This is a genomic window from Candidatus Dadabacteria bacterium (assembly GCA_026705445.1).
In the GTDB taxonomy this organism is placed as follows: Bacteria; Desulfobacterota_D; UBA1144; order Nemesobacterales; family Nemesobacteraceae; genus Nemesobacter.
This window is the reverse complement of record JAPPAR010000011.1, coordinates 104,702-124,291: the sequence shown is the minus strand read 5'-3', so window position 1 is coordinate 124,291 and position 19,590 is coordinate 104,702. Positions and strand designations below refer to the sequence as shown.

17 protein-coding genes are annotated in these 19,590 nt (G+C 51.4%); 6 read left to right on the top strand and 11 right to left on the bottom strand.

What is annotated here, in order from left to right:
* The first annotated feature begins 61 nt into the window (after positions 1 to 61).
* Positions 62 to 1,423, top strand: coding sequence for a phosphomannomutase/phosphoglucomutase (locus OXG75_02295; GenBank protein MCY3624821.1), 1,362 nt, complete (start codon positions 62 to 64; stop codon positions 1,421 to 1,423).
* Here OXG75_02295 and OXG75_02290 read toward each other — a convergent pair whose 3' ends face one another.
* On the bottom strand, positions 1,424 to 1,831 hold the full coding sequence (locus OXG75_02290; GenBank protein MCY3624820.1) for an OB-fold domain-containing protein: 408 nt from the start codon (positions 1,829 to 1,831) through the stop codon (positions 1,424 to 1,426).
* 155 nt (positions 1,832 to 1,986) lie between these two features.
* On the opposite strand from OXG75_02290, the gene thiD reads away from it, so the two are divergent.
* Positions 1,987 to 2,769 (top strand): bifunctional hydroxymethylpyrimidine kinase/phosphomethylpyrimidine kinase, encoded by a 783-nt coding sequence (gene thiD / locus OXG75_02285; protein ID MCY3624819.1) that lies wholly within the window; start codon positions 1,987 to 1,989, stop codon positions 2,767 to 2,769.
* Between the two features lie 49 nt (positions 2,770 to 2,818).
* On the opposite strand, the gene OXG75_02280 is transcribed toward thiD, so the two are convergent.
* Positions 2,819 to 4,018: an ATP-binding protein gene (locus tag OXG75_02280; protein ID MCY3624818.1), complete on the bottom strand. Its 1,200-nt coding sequence runs from the start codon at positions 4,016 to 4,018 to the stop codon at positions 2,819 to 2,821.
* A gap of 143 nt (positions 4,019 to 4,161) precedes the next feature.
* Positions 4,162 to 4,731 (bottom strand): hypothetical protein, encoded by a 570-nt coding sequence (locus OXG75_02275; protein ID MCY3624817.1) that lies wholly within the window; start codon positions 4,729 to 4,731, stop codon positions 4,162 to 4,164.
* A gap of 179 nt (positions 4,732 to 4,910) precedes the next feature.
* Here OXG75_02275 and OXG75_02270 point away from each other — a divergent pair, with 179 nt between their 5' ends.
* Positions 4,911 to 5,645, top strand: a complete 735-nt coding sequence (locus tag OXG75_02270; protein MCY3624816.1) for a hypothetical protein — start codon at positions 4,911 to 4,913, stop codon at positions 5,643 to 5,645.
* Between the two features lie 204 nt (positions 5,646 to 5,849).
* Here OXG75_02270 and OXG75_02265 read toward each other — a convergent pair whose 3' ends face one another.
* Both OXG75_02265 and OXG75_02260 read right to left on the bottom strand, forming a co-directional pair.
* A complete protein-coding gene (locus OXG75_02265) occupies positions 5,850 to 6,197 on the bottom strand; it encodes a hypothetical protein (GenBank protein ID MCY3624815.1) in 348 nt (115 codons plus the stop codon).
* On the bottom strand, positions 6,184 to 6,963 hold the full coding sequence (locus OXG75_02260) for a DUF4065 domain-containing protein (protein MCY3624814.1): 780 nt from the start codon (positions 6,961 to 6,963) through the stop codon (positions 6,184 to 6,186). Before OXG75_02260 ends, OXG75_02265 begins: the two co-directional genes overlap by 14 nt.
* Before the next feature lie 206 nt (positions 6,964 to 7,169).
* Here OXG75_02260 and folD point away from each other — a divergent pair, with 206 nt between their 5' ends.
* Positions 7,170 to 8,027, top strand: a complete 858-nt coding sequence (gene folD / locus OXG75_02255; protein MCY3624813.1) for a bifunctional methylenetetrahydrofolate dehydrogenase/methenyltetrahydrofolate cyclohydrolase FolD — start codon at positions 7,170 to 7,172, stop codon at positions 8,025 to 8,027.
* A gap of 13 nt (positions 8,028 to 8,040) precedes the next feature.
* Here folD and folK read toward each other — a convergent pair whose 3' ends face one another.
* Complete coding sequence (folK, locus tag OXG75_02250; GenBank protein MCY3624812.1) at positions 8,041 to 8,559, bottom strand: 2-amino-4-hydroxy-6-hydroxymethyldihydropteridine diphosphokinase; 519 nt, start codon at positions 8,557 to 8,559, stop codon at positions 8,041 to 8,043.
* Positions 8,560 to 8,598: 39 nt separating this feature from the next.
* Here folK and OXG75_02245 point away from each other — a divergent pair, with 39 nt between their 5' ends.
* Positions 8,599 to 8,877 (top strand): 4a-hydroxytetrahydrobiopterin dehydratase, encoded by a 279-nt coding sequence (locus OXG75_02245; protein MCY3624811.1) that lies wholly within the window; start codon positions 8,599 to 8,601, stop codon positions 8,875 to 8,877.
* A 28-nt stretch (positions 8,878 to 8,905) separates the two neighbouring features.
* Here the strand turns inward: OXG75_02245 and OXG75_02240 are convergent, their stop codons facing one another.
* From OXG75_02240 to OXG75_02225, 4 genes are all read right to left on the bottom strand, one after another.
* Positions 8,906 to 9,172, bottom strand: a complete 267-nt coding sequence (locus OXG75_02240; protein ID MCY3624810.1) for a hypothetical protein — start codon at positions 9,170 to 9,172, stop codon at positions 8,906 to 8,908.
* A gap of 22 nt (positions 9,173 to 9,194) precedes the next feature.
* On the bottom strand, positions 9,195 to 12,050 hold the full coding sequence (gene secA / locus OXG75_02235) for a preprotein translocase subunit SecA (GenBank protein MCY3624809.1): 2,856 nt from the start codon (positions 12,048 to 12,050) through the stop codon (positions 9,195 to 9,197).
* Between the two features lie 104 nt (positions 12,051 to 12,154).
* Positions 12,155 to 15,691 carry a chromosome segregation protein SMC gene (smc, locus tag OXG75_02230; protein ID MCY3624808.1) on the bottom strand — a complete coding sequence of 1,179 codons (3,537 nt, stop codon included), beginning with the start codon at positions 15,689 to 15,691 and terminating at the stop codon, positions 12,155 to 12,157.
* A 256-nt stretch (positions 15,692 to 15,947) separates the two neighbouring features.
* Positions 15,948 to 17,540, bottom strand: a complete 1,593-nt coding sequence (locus OXG75_02225) for a SurA N-terminal domain-containing protein (protein MCY3624807.1) — start codon at positions 17,538 to 17,540, stop codon at positions 15,948 to 15,950.
* Between the two features lie 151 nt (positions 17,541 to 17,691).
* On the opposite strand from OXG75_02225, the gene cofD reads away from it, so the two are divergent.
* The gene (gene cofD, locus OXG75_02220) at positions 17,692 to 18,645 is read left to right on the top strand and encodes a 2-phospho-L-lactate transferase (GenBank protein MCY3624806.1); all 954 of its coding nucleotides are present in this window, start codon (positions 17,692 to 17,694) and stop codon (positions 18,643 to 18,645) included.
* Between the two features lie 9 nt (positions 18,646 to 18,654).
* Here the strand turns inward: cofD and OXG75_02215 are convergent, their stop codons facing one another.
* Positions 18,655 to 19,590, bottom strand: a complete 936-nt coding sequence (locus OXG75_02215) for a hypothetical protein (protein MCY3624805.1) — start codon at positions 19,588 to 19,590, stop codon at positions 18,655 to 18,657.

The window sequence follows — 19,590 nt, the reverse complement described above, 5'->3', positions numbered from 1 at the left end:
CTTTTATAAATCCCCGGGGACATTATAATTAAGGGCTTAAAAATAAAGGAGCACATTAACGTTGATTCCCGACAAAGCTATATTCAGAGAATACGACATAAGGGGCATAGCGGGGGAGAGCATCACAGAAGAGGTCGTCGAGAGAATCGGAAAAGCCTACGGAACCATGGTGGCCGAGGACGGGGGATCGGAGGTTTCCGTTGGATACGACTGCAGGAAGTCTTCCCCGGCATTCCGGGACGCACTCTGCGAAGGAATAACCTCAACCGGCGTTAGTGTGGTCGACATAGGAATGGTAACGACCCCGATGGTTTATTTCTCCACCTTCACCTCAGGCGTTGACGGCGGGGTGATGGTGACCGCCAGCCACAATCCCTCCGAGTACAACGGGCTTAAAATGTGCGTCGACCAGAACTCTCTTTTCGGCGAAGGCATACAGAAAATAAGAGAATCGGTTGAAGAGGGAAAATTCAAAACGGGGAGGGGCAGAAAGAAACAGGCGGATATAATTGAGAGCTACCTTGAGTTTTTCGAGCAGAATCTTCATATAGAACCGGGGATAAAAGTCGCGGCCGACGGCGGCAACGGAACCGCAGGAGTGACCTGCCCGCAGATACTCAGGAGATTCGGCTGCGAAGTTCATGAGCTATACATGGATCCTGACGGGGATTTTCCGAACCACCACCCCGATCCCACGGTCGAGGAGAATCTCTCCGACATAAAGAAAAGGATTGTGGAAGCCGGCCTCGACGTGGGCTTGGCGTTTGACGGGGACGCAGACAGGATAGGAATCGTCGATGAGCGGGGAAACTCAATGAGCGGAGACATGCTGCTCCTTGTCTATTCGCTCGACCTTCTCGAAACGAACCCGGGAGCGACCATAATAGGGGACGTTAAGTGTTCGGGAAACCTTTTCTCCAAGATACGGGAAGCCGGCGGGAATCCCATCATGTGGAAAACCGGCCACTCGGTAATCAAGGACAAGATGAAAAAGGAGGGCGCCGAACTCGGTGGAGAGATGAGCGGCCACATCTTCTTTAAAAACAGGTTTTTCGGATACGACGACGCTCTTTACGCAGGACTTCGGTTTCTTGAAATCCTCTCAAAAACAGGAAAAAAGGCCTCGGAACTGCTTACAGGGCTACCTAAAACCTTCGCAACCCCGGAGATAAGAGTAGATTGTCCCGATGAAATCAAGTTTCAGGTAACGGAAGCGGTAAAGAAAAAACTCGGGGAGCAAAACGAAGTGATCGACATAGATGGAGTCAGGGTTGAATATCCGGACGGATGGGGCCTTCTCCGGGCATCCAACACCCAGCCAGCCCTGGTGCTTCGTTTTGAGGCTCAGACGGAATCAAGGCTCGCGGAAATAAGGGGGACCGTGGAAAAAACCCTTAAGGAAACGATCAATGAGATCGGCTGATCAGGAGCTCTCCCTTACCGGGATAAATTTGTAGGAACTGATATCCGTTCCGTCTGGCGCTTTCTTTATCACCCCGACCGTAACGCCCATCTCCTCTCCGAACTCAAGAGAATCGGGATCTTCGGTTTCAACCTGCGCCATGACCCTCACGCCTTCCGGAAAATCAACAAGAGCTAGAACATAGGGCACCGTGAATTCCGGCATGCTTCTTCTCACGACTGTAAAGGAATGCAGAACGCCTGTTGGGCTGAGAAGTCTCTCTTCCACGTCATCTGAAAAACTCACTGGGTCCGCAAGGTACCTAGGAAAGGTCCAGTTGTCGGATTCCTTGCAGTAACCCGCAATCAGCCTCACTCTGCCCTCATCGTCGGTTGTAAACAAATCCGGTCTGAAAATATCTTCGCTCATGACTCTCTCTCCTTAAACGATCGTTTAGCGTGAAGGGAAATTATATACAACTGAAAACAGTTTTCAATTCCAGTAAAGACCCCCCGGCGGAGAAGCCCTTGTCCGGGTTTGTAAAAAAACAGGTGAATTTGTAGAATCCTTACGTGGCGGAAAAAATCCCAAGAGCGCTTACCGTTGCCGGGTCCGATTCAGGAGGAGGGGCAGGGATCCAGGCTGACCTTAAGACTTTCACTGCTTTGGGAGTGTACGGACTTTCCGTGCTCACCTCCGTTACCGCCCAGAACACCCTGGAGGTAAGCGCGATTCATGACCTTCCCGAGCAGTTTGTGGGGCTGCAGTTTGACGCCGTGATGAGCGACATAGGCTGCGACGCGGCGAAGCTGGGAATGCTTTCCAATGAAAAAATCATTGAGACCGTGGCGGAAAAAATAGACCTCTATGGAATTGAAAAGCTCGTTGTCGACCCCGTGATGAGTTCAAAAGGCGGGACCGCTCTTTTAAAAGACTCAACGGGACTTCTAAAAAAAGAGATTCTCCCAAGGGCGCTCATAGTGACTCCGAACATACCCGAGGCAGAAATACTGAGTTCTGTTAGCATAGGCGGCATAAGCGATATGAAGACCGCAGCCGAGAAGATCCTCTCGTTTGGAGCGAAGGCGGTTCTTGTAAAAGGGGGCCATCTCGCAAAAGATCACCCGGCGGTAGATCTTTTTTTCGACGGGGAGACATTTGAAGAACTGGTTAGCGAGAGAATCGAAACGAAGAACACCCACGGAACCGGCTGCACCTTTTCGGCGGCCGTGTGCGCTTTTCTGGCAAAGGGAATGTCCCTTACGGTTTCCCTTGAGAGTTCGAAAGCCTTTGTGACGGAAGCGATAAGAAACTCTCTGGAGATAGGAAAGGGCCACGGACCTCTTACTCATTTCGGGAAAACATGAAACCTAGGGATTTCATTTTCCCGTGTTTGAATTCTCAATCTTTCACAGGTTAATCCATACCAGTTTCGCGACGTATAAATCGTCCCATAAGCGGTACCGCCAAAGCATATTTCCCCCATCGATTTCTGTATACAAGCCCGGCTTTCATTAAAGTCGAAAGCATCTGACTTATGTGGCTGGAACTGAAAGGTTTTACACCGAGATCTTCCCTGCCAGACAAACTGACGATATCCCGAACGGTAAATTCTTCATCGCAATTATCAAGTGAAGCTATTAGCGTAAGTAATTCTCTTTGCCTATCCGTGGCCCTCGCCCATCTAGCAGCAAAAAAATCCGAATCAAGCTTTCTGATAATCTCATTTGTCGGGACCGAATGGCTTCCCTGTATAAAAGCGTCGTAAACTTCCTTACATATAAACTGAATAAAATAAGGATATCCGCCAGAAAGATCGGCAATAGTCCTCACGCTTTCAGAAGTTAATTCGACAGGACAGTTTGTGTCTTCAATAGGCTTAAGAATAGCCTCTCTGCTGGCTTCCTCAGAAAGTCTTCCTAGGACTACAACATGAAACATTCTTTCCGAATAGGTGCGAGCTTTGACCAGCTCTGGAAAAAGCGTAGGCAGACCGGTCAGAACCAGAAGCAACCGACACCCTTTCTTTTGAAGTGATTGAAATACTTCAAGAAGAATGGACAGGGGAAATTGCTCCTTTAGAGCCTGATCAGAGAGGTTCTGGGCTTCATCATATGCAAATACAAGTCCCTTGGCCTCTGATCGCTCAAGAAATTCCCATGCTAGTTCAAGTACAAACTTCAGCTTGTCCGATACAAGTCCAGGAGTTCGTTGATAGGCCTGGAGCAATGTATCGTAATTGAGCTTAAGTTCCACGGACTCAGTATCACCCATAAATCCAACGCGCCTGAATTCTTCCTTGCCCACAGTTATACTCGATGTTACAATGGACAAATCAGCAAGAAGCCTTTTCACTATGTTGTCTTCACTAATGCTCGCTGACTCGGATAAATCCGTTCCAGACCACTTCCATCCATTGGCAATGGCAAGAGGCTTGAAGGAATCCAGAAGTACCGTCTTGCCTGTACCCCGAAGACCAGTCAAAATCATATTTTCCATAATTACGTCCTGTCCAAGAAACTTGAGGAATTTTTTCTTCTCCTCATCACGACCGGCAAGATGTGGAGGCGGATGTCCCGCTCCAGGACGGAATGGATTTTGAAATTGTTCAGACATTTTCACACCTCGTTAGTTGTTTAGTTAAATTTAGTATAAAGACTAAATTTAGTCTGTCAACTAAAAAATACTAATTACTTGTTATCGGAAAAAATCAATCTGGATTTAACCCGAAAGACTTTTAAGTTGGGTGATTTCGGCTGTTATGCATTATTATAGCTTTCGCGCTTCTTGCCACAGAGTTTCTTTGCCCACTGATCGATACCATTTCTCAAATTCCAGACGGTACTCCTTGAAAACCTCGGGAAAATCTGACCGGGGATCTTCGCTGAACGAGTAAGCCATTCCCTCCTTGAACCAAGGGGGCTGCGCCACTGTTTTAAAACGTCCAGCCGCTCGGCCTGCAAATGATGGATCATCTCATGACGAATGTAGTAGTTTTTCCACCCGCGCGGACCTATAACAATGCCGGATGTGTCTACGGTGCCTGCAGCCGCTTTGCTAAATCCAAAAGATTGAAAACAAGCCTGCGAAGCGCAGAAAATAACGCGGGGCTTCTTTTCGACGATTCCAACCGACGAGTTTACAAATTCATAAGCTTCCTCATATAATGCAATTGCTTCCTCGTAGCGCAAAGGATTGTCAGTGCAAATATCCTCACCGATACATGAAACTCCATTTAATTCAGGGACAATAACCCGTATTGGTTTGTAGAGCATCCAGACAGCCGCAGGAATGCATAACAGGCAGATTAGCAAAAAATATTTCAGCATATGGACCTCGCCGGATGAACAATTTCAGCAGGAAAATCAAGTTTTTTTGACTATTGTATATAATTCCCCTATAGAAAGTGTCCATCCGGAGCGCAGCACGTTTGTCCGGAACGTGGGACGCTCCGAAGGATACAATGCGGCGAGCCGTAACGCCGGACTTTTTGCGAGGATCAGAACACATGCCCCAAAACCGAACCGACCGAGCACATTCCGAACCCGGGACATGCCAGACCCGGCTGGCAATTTCGGCGGTGCTGTTCACGGTGCTGGTTATCGCGGTTCTGACATTGGCGGGCATTGGGGCACGTTACTGGACCCGTGGGGATTTCAACGTTATTCACGCCCTGTTGATTCTGTTCCTTTCGATTAATCTGGTGATCTGCTATTGGGAAGTGTGCCTGTTCCTCAGACGCGACTATATCGAGCGGCGCACCGAATATTGGCGCAAGCGCTGGCGGGAAACGGGCCGAAAACCGTCCACCGAATTCCTTACCACAAAGGTTCCATTGACGAGGGTGTTGTCGCCGACAGTATGGGCGGATGTCTGGGCGACGTATTCCCAGTTCGACGGTTCCTACGCAGACCGGCGCACATACGGTTACAGCGTGGATGTTGCCAACGGCTTCGTGACCCCGATCCCGACGTTGATTCTCTACGCCGCCTTCACCTTCGATATCTTGCCCGCTCCCGTCGCGGGAATCGTCGGAGTGATACTGTTCTGGCAGTTGACGTACATGACCTCAGTTTATTGGGTCAGTTTCTTCTCGGCCAATCGACAAACCCGAATCAGCCGATGGGATATGTACATCTACATCTGGGGGATGAATTCTCCATGGGTGCTTTTCGCGCTACTGGGACTCTACGTCTCCATTCGTCTAATCGTGAACGGCGACTACAGCGTTTTGGGTTATTGATAACGGTTCCCAGGATTCGGTGCTAATCGAGCCGATTGCCCGCCGGGGCGTTATGCGGAATTCCTGTCAGAATGAATTTGGAAGATGAGCGGGCCGTTTAATTACTTAAAAAAGAGCCGAAACTCCAAAACTTTTCTTTCTGCAAGACAAATTTGTAACAGCATCCACAATCTGACAACTCTATGAGTTCCAAAACAGGTCGCTTTAATCAGACTTGGCAACTGATTCTAAGTACCCCTTAATTCTGCCAAGGTTTTCGTTTTCTTTATTTCCCTTGTAATAGATTTCAATGAATTCAATCTTCTCTTCGTGTTCAACATATGCATAAATAATCCGAAGAGATCTATTACGAAGAGATCGACACGCCATACGCGCTTTTACTATTTTGATGATTTTAGTGGAATGGATAACTGTAAAATTATTTCCGAAACCGATTGGAGAGGTTGAAAGAACTTCTTTGAACAATTTTAAATCGTCGTTAAGGGTACCGTATTTTCTAGAGAGCTTCTTCAATTCCCTTCTGAATTCAGGCAGGGAATTAAAGTTCTTCATATTCTCTGACGGAGGTCAGTCTAGGACGGTAAAACACATGTTCATACTCAAGCTGTTTCCTGTCTTCGGCCACGACCCAAGGAGTATCAATATGTGACAATTCACTGATTTGCACAGCAGTCATACAGCCCAGCCTGCGTATTTCCCAGTTAATATGTTCAAGTTCTTTGGATGAAAGAGACGATATATCTAGTTCTTTTGAATTGACTAAGTATTTCACTTGGTCATAGTTGTGAAACTTGGCTTTTACTTCTTTGATCTTGTTTTCTTCCTCAAGTTCTTCAACAATTTTTGCGAACATTACAGGGCTAGGTCCATAAGTATTTTTAATATATTTTGCGCCGACTAGTTGCTCCTCGTATTTTTCGTAGTAATCAAAATCAATAAAATAGAGAATCTTATAAAGCACTGTCTGACCTATATTTGGTTGTGCGCCTATTTGGGCCAGAACATACAAAAGAACCTGTTTGAACTTCTCTACTTTTTCCTGAGGAACACTGATACGGATATCATGTTTTTTAACTGGTTTTTTCTTCCCTGACTTTTTAATCTCAATATCTGGAGATGGCTGTTCTTCCTCATTAAGAAAATCTTCAAGAGACATGTTAAAAACTTCTGCGAGTTTCCTAGCTTCACTTACCTTAAGCTCACGCTTTCCAAGCTCAATCTGTACGTAAGTAGCACGAGATACACCGAGTTCCGAAGCAAGCTCTCCCTGCCTAATAAGGCGCTTTTTTCGCTGTTCACGTATGAAATTTCCTAACATTTCACTATAAATATACAGATGTTTGTTTTTTTGTCAATAGAAATGTATGGAATTTGATACATTTCTATTGCTGCCTAAGTACATAGTTGACCAACCTTGCCGAAACTATCTAGATAAATCCGGTCCAATATGGATTAACCCGCCGGAGTCGATTATACTAACAATTTTCCAACCGGCCATCTTTCGAAAAAAAAAGGGAACTGAACATGTCTAAAATCATGGATGGCAAAAAGGTCTCTCAAGACATTAAAGAATGGATCATCCGAAGGACCCAGGAACTTAAAGACCGCACGGGAGTAGTGCCCGGTCTTGCTTCCATTCTGGTCGGCGACGATCCCGCGTCCGAAATATACGTGAGGAACAAGAGAAGGGCGTGCGGAAGATGCGGAATGCTTTCAGAAGAATACAATCTTCCGGAGGAAACCCCAGAACAGGAGCTTCTTTCGCTGATCGAGCGCCTCAACTCGGATGAGAAGATTCACGGCATACTGGTACAGCTTCCCCTTCCGGTCCATATGAATCCGGCAAAAGTGATAAGAACGGTGTCTCCTGACAAAGATGTCGACGGGTTTCATCCCGAGAACATCGGAAAACTGTTCCAGGAAAACCCTAGCGCCATCTCCTGCACCCCGTACGGAATAGAAAAAATTCTCGACTACTACGGCATAGAGATACTCGGCAAGCACGTAGTGGTCGTGGGAAAAAGCAACATAGTTGGAAAACCCGCGGCGGCCTTGATGCTTAACAGGGACGCCACCGTCACCATAGCCCATATCGAAACTCAAAACCTCTCGTCTATAACCACCATGGCGGACATACTGATAGTCGCAATAGGGGATCCGCAGTTCATAAAAAAGGAGATGATAAAGGACGGAGCCGTTTTAATTGATGTCGGAATCAACAGGAGAGAGAGCGGAAAGATCGTCGGCGACATTGACTTTGAGGACGTAAAGGAAAAAGCCTCTTACATAACCCCCGTTCCCGGCGGGGTGGGTCCGATGACCATAACCATGCTTCTTTGGAACACGCTTGAGGCGGCGGAGATATCCGTGCTGGGCGAGTAGCCCCAAACCTGGGTCAGAGAAGCACCTCGGGACCATCGGTTTTCGAAATCGCCTGCGAATCCCCGAGGCCGGAACAGATATCCCTTACCGCCATGTTCTTTGCGGGATGCCGGGCGACCGGGTCTATCTCGAGGAGAGGCTCCAGGACAAATCTTCTTTCGTGCGCCCTCGGGTGAGGAATTACCAAGGAATCCGTGCTTATTACGAGGTCTCCGTAGAAGATTATGTCAAGATCTATCACTCTGGGTCCCCACCTCTTCGTCTTTTTTCTCCCGATCTCCTTTTCGATTGTCTTGAGGTAATCAAGAAGCTCAAAAGGGGAGAGTTCCGTTTCCACTTTAACGACAGCGTTTGTGAATTTCGGCTGATCCTGCGGTCCCACGGGGTCCGATTCGTAAAGGGAGGACACTGCCACCACGCGCGCGCGCTTTTCTATGCTCCTCAGCGCGCGGGTGAAATTCTCGCGTACGGGGCCGAGGTTGGCTCCGACCCCTATGAAAACAACGTTCTGCGAAGCTTCGGGTTCGCTCAATGGAATACTCCCCCCGGTTAATATATAATGAGAAAATATATGGCACTTTTAACCGAAAAAGAAATTTCTTCCGCGCTCGAGGGCCTTCAGGGCTGGCAGAGGAAGGGAGAAGAAATAGAAAAGACGTTTGTTCTCAGAAATTTCGTCGATTCCATGGGTTTTGTGAACAAGGTCGCGCTTCTTTCAGAAAGGGCAGACCACCACCCCGACATCCTCATACGGTGGAACAAGGTTTCCATCACCCTTTCAACCCACAGCGAAAGCGGAATCACGGAAAAAGACCTGAGTCTGGCGGGGGAAATAGAAAAGGCGCTCTGACGCGAGTTCCACGCGCCGTCCGGGAAAGCTAGTCCGCATCCCTTATTTCGTAATCGTCCTCTCCGAGGGTAATGGTATCCCCTTCAGGTCCGCCCACGCGGGGATCGGCTTTTCTGCCCCTGCCCGGAAACAGCTTCCTCAAAAGCGAGGCTCCTGCTCCGAGCACTCCTAGCGCGACCAGAGCCAGAACGCCGAAAAACGCGAAAAGGCAGACGGCCACGACCACGAAAAGTGCAATGAAGGGGAGAGAGAAAAACGGAACTCTTCCCCTGCGAATGTAGATTTTTCCAGCCATTAAGACACCTTATTCAATATTATCACCGACCGCAGCATCTTTTGTATTTCTTGCCGCTGCCACAGGGGCACGGGTCGTTCCGACCAACCTTCTTCTGCGTTCTCCTGACCGGGGTCTTGGCCTTTTCTTCAGCCCCTTCTCCCCGCCCGAGCACCATTTTCTTCTCCTCAAGCTCCCTTCTTCTCTCAAGTTCCTCGATCTGCTCTTCGCTCGCGGGCTGTATCCTGAAAAGATTGGAGCAGACGTCCATCCTGAACTTGTCCATCATGAGGGCAAACATGTCGAAGCCCTCTTTCGTGTATTCCCGAAGGGGGTCTTTCTGCGCGTATCCCCTGAGTCCCACCCCTTCCCTCAGGTGATCCATGTTAAGAAGATGGTCCTTCCAGAGATAGTCTATGTGCTGAAGCATGACGTAGCGTTCGACCTGCGAGAGGTTTTCAGAACCTATCCTCTCCTCTTTTTCCCGGTACGCGGCGATCAGCTTTCCGGTGACTTCTTCCGTTATGACTTCGCCGTCCGCCTTTCCGGAGGCCTCTATCTCGATCTCCGTTCCGAAAATCCTCCCGATAACTTCGCAGAGCTCGGAGAAATCAGATTCCGGGCGGTCATCCCGCCCCGCCAGGTAACTACCCACGGATTCCCCAACGATGTCTTCTGAAGACGTAAAAAGTATCTCTCTCAGGCTCTCGCCGCCCTCGAGAATCTCGCGGCGCTGCCTGTAGACGACATCCCTTTGCGTGTTGAGAACATCGTCGTATCTCAGGAGATGTTTGCGGATGTCAAAATTCCTTCCCTCGACCTTTTTCTGGGCGTTCTCAATCGACTTGCTTATCATCGAGTGCTCAATCGGCTCTCCTTCCTCCCACCCGAGCTTGTCCATGACACCCGTTATCCTCTCCGAGGCGAAAATGCGCATCAGGTCGTCTTCAAGGGAAACATAGAATCTTGAAGATCCGTCGTCTCCCTGCCTTCCCGCCCTTCCCCTAAACTGGTTGTCTATCCTCCTCGCCTCGTGTCTTTCGACCGAAAGGATATGAAGCCCTCCGAGTTCCTTAACTTTCTCCTTTTCAGAATCGCAGATCGATTTCGCCTCGAAAAGCGCTTCCTCGTACTGCTTTGGATCTGCTTCCTCGGGCTGGACCCTGAACTCTTTCCTGAGAATATCCATTGCAAGGAACTCGGGGTTTCCGCCGAGCAGTATGTCAGTTCCCCTCCCCGCCATGTTGGTCGCTATGGTTATGGCCCCTATCCTGCCCGCCTGGGCGACAATCTCGGCCTCTTTCCCGTGCTGCTTGGCGTTAAGCACGTTGTGGCTAAGACCCATCTTCTCAAGGTAGGCGCCCAGTTTTTCCGACTGCTCGATCGACGAGGTGCCGACAAGCACCGGCCGGCCGGCGGAATTCATTTCCTTTATCTCGGCGCACGCGGCGTTGAACTTCTCGCGCTCGGTCCTGTAGACAACATCTTCGTAATCCTTCCTTATAAGCGGCTTGTGGGTCGGTATCACGGTGACGTCAAGATCGTATATGTGGCTGAACTCAAACGCTTCCGTGTCGGCGGTACCCGTCATACCGGCAAGCTTTCTGTACATCCTGAAATAGTTCTGGATCGTTATGGTGGCCATCGTCTGGTTCTCGCTTTCGATTTCCACCCCTTCCTTGGCCTCAACCGCCTGGTGAAGCCCGTCGCTCCATCTGCGCCCCGGCATGAGCCTCCCCGTGAACTCGTCGACTATCACCACTTTCCCGTCCTGCATCATGTAGTCGACGTCGAGGCTGAAAAGGGCATTGGCGCGAAGCGACTGGTTAACGTGGTGGAGAACCTTGAGGTTGACGGGGTCGTAGAGATTCGGGACGTCGAGCGCCCTCTCCGCCTTGGAAACCCCCTCCTCGGTAAGATCCACCTGCCTTGTTTTCTCGTCTACCGTGAAATCGGTCTTCCCGGAGAGCGTCTTCACCACCTTGTCCACCTTGTAGTAAAGATCGGTCGAGTCCTCCGAAGGCCCCGAGATTATAAGCGGGGTTCTCGCCTCGTCTATGAGAATGCTGTCGACCTCGTCCACTATGGCGAAATTGTGGCCGCGCTGAACGTAGCTCTCAAGGGAGAACTTCATGTTGTCGCGCAAGTAGTCGAAACCGAACTCGTTGTTGGTGCCGTAGGTAACATCCGCCTGATAGGAATCCTGCCTGGTTGAGGGCTCGAGGCAGGTCTTGAAGGAATTTATGATGTCGAGGTTTTTTTCGGGAAGAACGTCGTTTGCCAGATACTCGTTTGGCCACGCGGTCAGGTTTTTCTCTACCGACTCCTCGGCCCGCTTGGGGTCTTCCCAGGCAAGCACGTAGGAGGCATCGTGATTTATAACTCCCACCTTCATGTCCAGGACCATAAAAATCGGCGACATCCAGGTGGCATCCCTGGCGGCCAAGTAATCGTTTACGGTGATAAGATGGGAGCCGAGCCCGGTGAGGGCGTTTAGGTAAAGGGGCAGGACGGCGACCAGCGTTTTTCCTTCCCCGGTTCTCATCTCGGCTATTCTGCCTCTGTGAAGAACCATCCCCCCTATCATCTGAACGTCGAAATGCCTCATGGCTATCGTTCTTCTCGACGCTTCCCTCACGGCGGCGAACGCCTCCGGCAGGACATCCTCAAGAGCCCTCTCCATCTCAGCGAAATACTTCTCGTCGGACGGGTTTCCGTTTGTGCCGACACGGGAGTGTATCAGTTCCCGGAATTGCGAGGTCTTCGCGCGAAGTTCCGCCGTGGGAACCTTAACCAGCGTTTCTTCAAGGTCGTTTATCCTTTCTGCCAGAACGCCGAGCTTCTTTACCTCTCTTTCGTTCTGCGAGCCGACTATCTTTTTCAGGACGTAAGAAATCATGCGCCGAAGCGGTCTCCTTTAGCTAACGGTTCCCGGAACGTCCAGGAACAGCCCTCCTAAAACAGTCTAATAATACGTGGGAAATAGACAAGAACTTTCTGGCTTCAGGCATCAAGCTTCACGCTTACGACCCTCGAAGCGGCGGTACCGTCCGTGGTTATTCCTATAAGCGCGTCGGCCTCGTGCATGGTTTTTCTGTTATGCGTGATGACGGCCACCTGGGAATGGGCCGCTATCTCGCTCAGGATCTTGTTGAATCTCACCGTGTTCACTTCGTCAAGCGCGGCGTCTATTTCATCTAGGAATACAAAGGGAACGGGCTTTACCAGGCATGCGGAGATTATGACCGCTATGGCCGAAAGCGCCTTTTCCCCTCCCGAGAGCAGGTTTATCGGCTGGAAGCGCTTTCCTCCGGGCCTGATCATGACCTCCACTCCGGTTTCAAGCAGGTTCCTGGGATCCGTAAGCTCAAGGCGAGCCTCTCCATTTTCGAAAAGCTTGCAGAAGGTTTCGCTGAATTTTCCGTTTACGGTCTCAAACGCCTCCCGGAACCTTGAAACTGACTCCCTGTCAAGCTTCCTTATAGCGCCTTCGAGGTAATCAAGCGCCCGGGCGAGGTCATCGGTCTGGCGCTGGAGAAACCCGTTTCTCTCTTCAAGCTGCTCGTATTCCTCGGGCGCAAGCAGGTTCACGGGACCGAAATTCTCTACGCGCCGCCGAAGCGTCTTAAGTTCCCTCTCCGCATCGGGTATCGAAACATGGGAGAGATTCGGGCTTTGCGAGGCATCGGGCGTAGCATCGCCGAATGTCTCCGCGTACCGTTCGCTCAGATACTCAAACTCATCCTCCGCACGCTCAAGCTGCGCCTGGGCCGAGGCAAGCCGCTCTCTTCGCGAGGAAAGTTCTTGTGATGCGGCCTCGAATTCCTCTTCGCTTCTGCGGAGATCCTCTGCGTAGTGCGACACCCTTTCCCTGAGTTCCCCGAAGGACTCTTCTCTTAAGCCTAGGTCGCTGCAGATCTTCTCAAACTCCTCTTCCGCCTGGCGTCTCGACAGGGCAAGCGTTTCGCTCTCCTGTTTTTTAAGTTCCCCATCCTTTGTTCTAAGGGAAAGCTTCTCGTTTATAACCGCCTTTATTCTCTCGGCTTCCGATATTTCGTGCTCAAGGGCCTTTTCCCTTTCAAGAACCCCGGCGTTCTCTATCCTGAGCTTCGTCACTTTCTCCTGAAGAGCTTTTTCCTCCTCGGCAAACCCGAGAGCCCGTTTTTCGATTTCCCCGTATCTTGATTCAAGGGCGCTTCTTTGACCGTCAAGCTGCTCTATAAGCGACTCCATCTCCTCGACGGTGCGGTTTTTGCTCCCCAGCTTGCGCTCGAGCTCGTTGCGCTGCACCTCAAGGTTCCCGATTCTCGCCCCCAACTCTTCTATCCTGGTCTCTGCGTTCGAGCGGTCCTTTGCGTTCTCAACCGATCTTATCTCGCAGCGCCGAAGAAGTTCCTCTACCTGCCCCCGGCGGCCCTCAAGCGCATCCATCTCCTCTCTAAGCGTCCTGCAGACAGACTCCAGTTTCTCTATGTCGGCCAAAAGGGTCTGTGTCTGCCCCTCAAGCTCCTCGATTTCCCTTTTTCTCTCAAACACCCCTGCCAGGGATTTTCCGCCCGTCACGGCCCCGTGGGAATCGACGTAGTCCCCTTCGAGGGTGGCGAAGCACGCGCCGTTTCCCGTCCGGTCCTTAAGCCTGATGGCTTCCCGCAGATCGGAAGTGACGTAAACTTCCTGCAGCATCGAGTCAACAAGGCTCTTCTCTATCACTTTCACGTCAAGGAGGCTGTTAAGGGAGGTCGCTTCCGGTTTGCCGTTTCCGCTGGCCCTGCCGTTTCCGTTTGCCGAGCCGTTTGCCGCGAACCGGTCGGTTGCCGGTATGAAGGTTCCCCTTCCCGCGTCAAACTCTCTTAGAAGCTCGACCGCGGCGACCGCCTCCGTACTCCCTTCGACCACTATCCAGTTGAGTTTTTCCCCGAAGGCCGCCTCGACCGCTCTTTCGTAGTTTCTCGGGACGGAAACGAAATCGGAAACAACCCCCAGCACGCCCCTCTGCTTGCGCTCAAGCACGAACTTGCGCGTGGCGTCAGGAAGCCATTCGTAGTTGCTCTGTATCTTGTTAAGGGCCTCCACCCTGGAGACGCAGTCTTTTTTCCTGCCTTCAAGACCCCTCAGTTCGCCGAGTTTCTTCTCATGCTCAACCCTGAGGTCGTAAAGACGCGAATCGATTTCTTCTTTTTCTTTGGTGGCCGAGGTGAATTCGTCTTTTATTTCCCCTTCCCGGCGGCGGAGCGAAGAAAGTCTTTTCTCGCACTCGAGTTTTTCAAGTCCCAAGGCGGAAACCTCCCCCTCAAGTACCTCCTTTTTCTCCTCAAGCTCCTCAAGCTCCTTTGAGAAAGCGCCTATCGTGCTTCCAAGCGAGCTTCTTCTGGTCATCACGTCAGAGACTAGGTCTGCAGTTTCCTCAAGTTCCCTTTTGTCCTGCTCCCATTCGCTTTTTAAGGTCACAAGGTTCTGTTCCTCGCGCGAAATCTCCTCTGAAGCGGAAAGACGCGTGTTTTTGAGCTCTTCTGACTGGAGCCCGGCGCGGCTGCTTCTCTCCTCCATCTCCGAAACTTCGCGCCCGAGGCCCTCTATCTCGGCTTCAATGTTCGTTACGTAGCTTGAAATTCCGGCGATCTCCCGTTCGATCGAGGCCCTGCGGTACTCGTTTTCCCTTTTCTGCGCCCGAAGCTCGTAGATCTCCTTCTCAAGGGACCCCAGATCCTGGCCCGAAACGGAATTTTTCTCCTTCGCCTCTTGAAGCAGCCCGCGCTTTTGCTCAAGCTCGGCATCTGCCGAGCGGACGAACTGTTCCGCCCCGAGCTTTTTTTCAAGAAGCGCTTCCTTGCGCTGCTGCGAGCCCGAGAGCTTGGCCGAGAGAACATCAAATTCAAGCGAGCGAGCCCGCCCGGTGAGCTCCTCGTATTCTCTGGCGCGCTTTGCCTGAAGCGCCACGGACTCAATACGGTCCGAAACCTCGCGCTTCATATCAAGGACGCGGGAGAGGTTCTCCCTAGTCGACTCTATCCTGCTTCTGGTTTCCTTTCTTCTGAGCTTGTACTTCTCGATCCCCGCAACTTCCTCTATGAACTTTCTTTTCTCATCGGGCTTCGAAAGTATGAAGGATTCGACCTGGCCCTGTTCGACAATCGAATAGGCCCTCGCACCCATTCCGGTGTCAAGAAGCATCTCGGTTATGTCCTTGAGGCGGCACTTGACCCCGTTTATGCTGTATTCGCTCTCTCCCGAGCGGTAAAGTTTCCTCCGGATTCTGACTTCCTCAAAACCGAAGCCCTCGACCTCCTCAAGGACCAGGGACACGTCGGCCATGCCTAGGGGCTTGAGCTCGGCGCTCCCGTTGGAGATAACGTCTTCCATGCCTCCCGCGCGCAACTGTCTCGGGTTGTGTTCGCCGATTACCCACCTGATGGCGTCGAGAATGTTGGATTTTCCGCAGCCGTTGGGACCGACTATCGCGGTTATCCCCTCGGAGAAGTCTATTCTCGTCTTCAGGTAAAAAGATTTAAAACCTGCTATTTCAAGTGCTTTAATTCTCATGGGAGAATCGCGGCCCGGCATCGCTACGTTCACGCGCGTCGCCGCCCGTTTTACGCAAAATCCTCGCCGTAACCGGGAAAGTTAAAGCTCCCGCATGCGTATTATAGAAGCCCTGACAGGGCCAGAATCCTGAAGAAAGCTGCCGGGATAATGCTTTCGGCAGTACGTAAAAAAGATTCCTTATCGATCAAGGCCTTCCGGTCAGTATGAATTATACCACAATATCTAGAGGATTTACAATTTCCCGGTCGGGAAATCACCGTCCTTGGGAAAGAAGGTTCTTGTTGGGTGAGATCTTGGAGCTTTCTCTGAGGTTCTCAAGCAGGCGTTCAACCACAAGCATCTTTCGCAACGAGACCTCCTGGCGCCTGAGAGAATCCCTCTCGGTCCCGAAGTGCCCGCTGTCGGCGGGCTTTGTCTTCGCAAGCGACACTATGTAGAAAGTCTCCCCCGACTTGTAAACACGATTGGGGGTAGGACGGTTGCTTCTCAGCCCGAAGACATCTGAAATGAAATCCCCCGATTCGACGTCCAGAGGATCCTCGGACCTTGAGAAAAAACCGGTGCGCTCCACCGAAAGACCCATGGACTTGGCCACCCCGGAGAAACCTTTGCCCGAGGCGGTTATTTCCGCGAGACTGCTCCCGGCGGATTCCTTGGCCCGATCGACGCCCTTTTCCCTTTTGAGGGCCTCGACAATCTCCCCGCGCGCGGACTCAATTCCCGACCGTTTCGAGGATTGAACCCGGGTTACCTCGAAAAACCAGGTGAAATCCCGAAGCACCACGTTTGAAAGCCTTTTTTTCTTTACCGAAAAGGCCTCTCTTCTTATGGCGCCGGGGATGTCTCCGCCCGCGCCTCCGAGAGTAAACTCCGCGGTTTCTTTCACCTCAAGCGAGCTTTTTTCGGAAAGAAGGTCTGAAAAGGAACGTCTTTTCCGGAGAAACTCCTCAAGGAACTGGTTGTAGAGAAGCTTTGATTTGCCCTCTACAAGCTGCTTTTTTATCTCCCCCTTTACGTCGTCAAATGGTTTCGGGGTCCCTTTGGAAAGAAACTCCTCCGGGTAAGTAGTGTAGTAGGCCTCGATTTCCTCGTCGGAAACCTCGGCATTCTCGGTGAAATCCCCGGGAGTGAGCTTTACGTAGCGCGCCGCGCGTTTCTCAGGCTCCCAGAAAAGATCGGTGTTTTTTCTGTAATACCGGGCGATCTCCTCTTCGCTCGGTTTCTGGCCCTCAAGGTAATCCCGGGCCGCAAACGAGACGTAGTGAAGGTCGATTTTCTCCTCGCGCGCCCTGTAAATGCTTAAAAGCTCCTCGTCGCTTGCCGTTACGGAACTGTCAAGAACTGAAACGAGCTTCTCCACAAGGAGATCTTCCCTGTAGGAATCCTCGAAATCCTTCACGGTGCGGTTAAGTCCCCTTGAAATAAAGTCCCGGTAGCGTTCAAACCCCACGAAAGCGCCGTCCACCTGGAACCCCGGATCGTTTCTTATTGCGTCTGAAAGCTCCTCCTGGCTTACCCTGATCCCCAGTTCTTCGGCCTTCTGGGCGAGAAGCTTCTTGTTAACCAGCGAGTCGATCACGGAAAAATTCACGTATTCGAAAAGCTCGTCCGAGATCTCCTGGTCGCTGCGGCGCAGGCGGTCAAGCATCGAGTCCCTGAGATTATAGAACTCCGCGAGGGAAACCTTGTCCCCGTTTACCTCTACCGCAGCTCCGCCGCTTGGGCCTCTACCCCCTATACTTATTCCTCCCACGTATCCGAAGCCGATAACGAAGGTAAGGGCGAGCAGCAGAAGCAGGGCCTTAGTGAGAAGGCCTTGCCTGTTTTTTATGATATCGAATGCCAACGGGGTTTTCCTTGAAAAGACGAACTAAACTCTATATGAGCCGGTATCAACTTTCAAGCCGCCGCAGCGGGCCGCGCGGTTCCCGGCTTGACACGGATAAGGGGCTCAAATAGCTTACAGGTGAAATATCCGGGAGCACGGAGAAACTCAGATGATAACGGCACTTGGCGGCGGAAGCGGAGCCGCGAAATTCCTCAAAGGACTCACGGGGATAATTCCCCTGTCGGAACTTACCGTAATAGTGAACACCGCAGATGACATGGATCTTTACGGAATGAGGGTCTCTCCGGACATAGACACCATAATCTACAGGCTCTCGGGAAGCATAGACGAAAAAAAAGGGTGGGGGCTCCGCGGCGACACGTTCGAGTTTCTGGGCGCCGCCGCGAGGTTCGGTTTTCCGACATGGTTTGGGCTTGGGGACAGGGATCTCGCCACTCATCTGTTCAGAAAAGCCGTCACCGACGGGGGCGGGACCCTCAGCGAATCCACTTCAAAGATAGCGCAGCGCTTCGGCCTCGGAGAAATGCGCATACTGCCAATGAGCGACGACAGGGTCGAGACATGGATAGAGACGGACGCGGGCGAAATGCACTTCCAGGAATACTACATAAAGCACGCGATGCGCCCCGAGGTTCGCGGAGTCAAAATAAAGGGCGCGCGCGAGGCTTCTGCGGCCCCGCTGGTTCTTGACTCGATAGACGGTGCCGATCTGGTGATCATATGCCCGAGCAATCCCATAATTAGCATAGGCCCCATACTCGAGATAAAGGAAGTGAGAGAAAGGCTAGTCGGCGCGCCGGGACTCAAGGTCGCCGTGAGCCCCCTTATGCGCGGAAAACCCCTTAAGGGTCCGGCAGACAAACTCATGAGGGGACTTGGAATGGAGGCTTCTTCAACCCAGGTGGCCAGGCTTTACGCCGATTTTCTGGACGTGCTCGTTATTGACCGCTCGGATGCGGGAGAGGGATCCGCCATAGAAGCTCTCGGGGTAAACGTTTTAGTGACGGACACCGTAATCCCCGACGAGCAAAGCTCGATGCGTCTTTCGCAGGAAATTCTTGATTTTACAGAACCTCTGGGGCGGAAACGCGCTTCGCCCTAGGCAGGGCGATCAGGAATCCTCTTCTTCTTTTCTCTGCGGCTCATAGGGGACTATGCTGTAGAAAAAAAACTGGGGTATCCCCTTTACCTCCGGTGAATCACAGCTAGTCTGGAGCTTCACGCCGCTGTTCATGACCACTGTGTTTATGCTGTAAACCGTGGTTTCTCCTTCGACCCCGAACTCAACAGCCGTATAATCCTCCTGGTCCTTCTCGAATTCCCACCTTATATCGTAAATGCCGAGTTTTTCTATCTCCTTCCTCAAGAAATAGTCGGAGACCTGCGAAGTCTGGGAATAACACGATCTTCCCCTGAAGCAGTCAAGAAATATCTCGTCGCGAAGGTGAGAGGAGATTACATCATCGAGATTCCCACCGTTCACCCTTCCGTAATATATGCCCTCTGGAAACATGACGATGTTGGCGGCGAAGCGGTGGGCCCCCACATGGGTGGTCCTCCACGCGGAAACCCCCTCTTTTTTTAGAAGTTCCTTGTAAACTTCCGATCCCGCGGCCGCGCAGCATCCGTCGCGGGCCCCGTGGGTGCAGACCAGAGCAAGCCTCTCTTCGCAGGAGAATTTCTCTACCTCCCCGGTGCTGACAAGCTCGGGGAGATCTATCGAGAGGAGGTCTTCGTATGTTTCTATTTCGAACCTGTAGAGTTTCGGGGAAACCTCGGAAGAGTGCGCGTAGTAAAAAGCGAGGTTTCCCTTGCTTGGGCCCGGCCCTCCTATCAGCTGAATCCTGGATTCCTCAAAAGACGAAAGAAAGCCTTCAAGATGCTCTTTTACCTCCACCGGCAGCGCGCTTTCCGGAAAAGCGTCCCTTTTCCATACCTTGGAGTACTCAAGCAAAAACCAGTTCTTCACCTCAAGAGCGGTTCCGTAGAGATGTTCTCCGCTTTGGGAAGACCCTTGGGAACATGTAAGTGTTTTTTCGTCGGTCAT

What these genes read in the sequence shown, in the direction of transcription:
- OXG75_02265 (MCY3624815.1), bottom strand. Translation starts at nt 6,197, where the DNA reads ATGAAGAACTTTAATTCCCTGCCTGAATTCAGAAGGGAATTGAAGAAG.
- OXG75_02275 (MCY3624817.1), bottom strand. Translation starts at nt 4,731, where the DNA reads ATGCTGAAATATTTTTTGCTAATCTGCCTGTTATGCATTCCTGCGGCT.
- OXG75_02215 (MCY3624805.1), bottom strand. Translation starts at nt 19,590, where the DNA reads ATGACCGACGAAAAAACACTTACATGTTCCCAAGGGTCTTCCCAAAGC.
- cofD (MCY3624806.1), top strand. Translation starts at nt 17,692, where the DNA reads ATGATAACGGCACTTGGCGGCGGAAGCGGAGCCGCGAAATTCCTCAAA.
- OXG75_02260 (MCY3624814.1), bottom strand. Translation starts at nt 6,963, where the DNA reads ATGTTAGGAAATTTCATACGTGAACAGCGAAAAAAGCGCCTTATTAGG.
- secA (MCY3624809.1), bottom strand. Translation starts at nt 12,050, where the DNA reads ATGATTTCTTACGTCCTGAAAAAGATAGTCGGCTCGCAGAACGAAAGA.
- OXG75_02270 (MCY3624816.1), top strand. Translation starts at nt 4,911, where the DNA reads ATGCCCCAAAACCGAACCGACCGAGCACATTCCGAACCCGGGACATGC.
- folD (MCY3624813.1), top strand. Translation starts at nt 7,170, where the DNA reads ATGTCTAAAATCATGGATGGCAAAAAGGTCTCTCAAGACATTAAAGAA.
- OXG75_02240 (MCY3624810.1), bottom strand. Translation starts at nt 9,172, where the DNA reads ATGGCTGGAAAAATCTACATTCGCAGGGGAAGAGTTCCGTTTTTCTCT.
- OXG75_02245 (MCY3624811.1), top strand. Translation starts at nt 8,599, where the DNA reads ATGGCACTTTTAACCGAAAAAGAAATTTCTTCCGCGCTCGAGGGCCTT.
- OXG75_02290 (MCY3624820.1), bottom strand. Translation starts at nt 1,831, where the DNA reads ATGAGCGAAGATATTTTCAGACCGGATTTGTTTACAACCGACGATGAG.
- OXG75_02280 (MCY3624818.1), bottom strand. Translation starts at nt 4,018, where the DNA reads ATGTCTGAACAATTTCAAAATCCATTCCGTCCTGGAGCGGGACATCCG.
- smc (MCY3624808.1), bottom strand. Translation starts at nt 15,691, where the DNA reads ATGAGAATTAAAGCACTTGAAATAGCAGGTTTTAAATCTTTTTACCTG.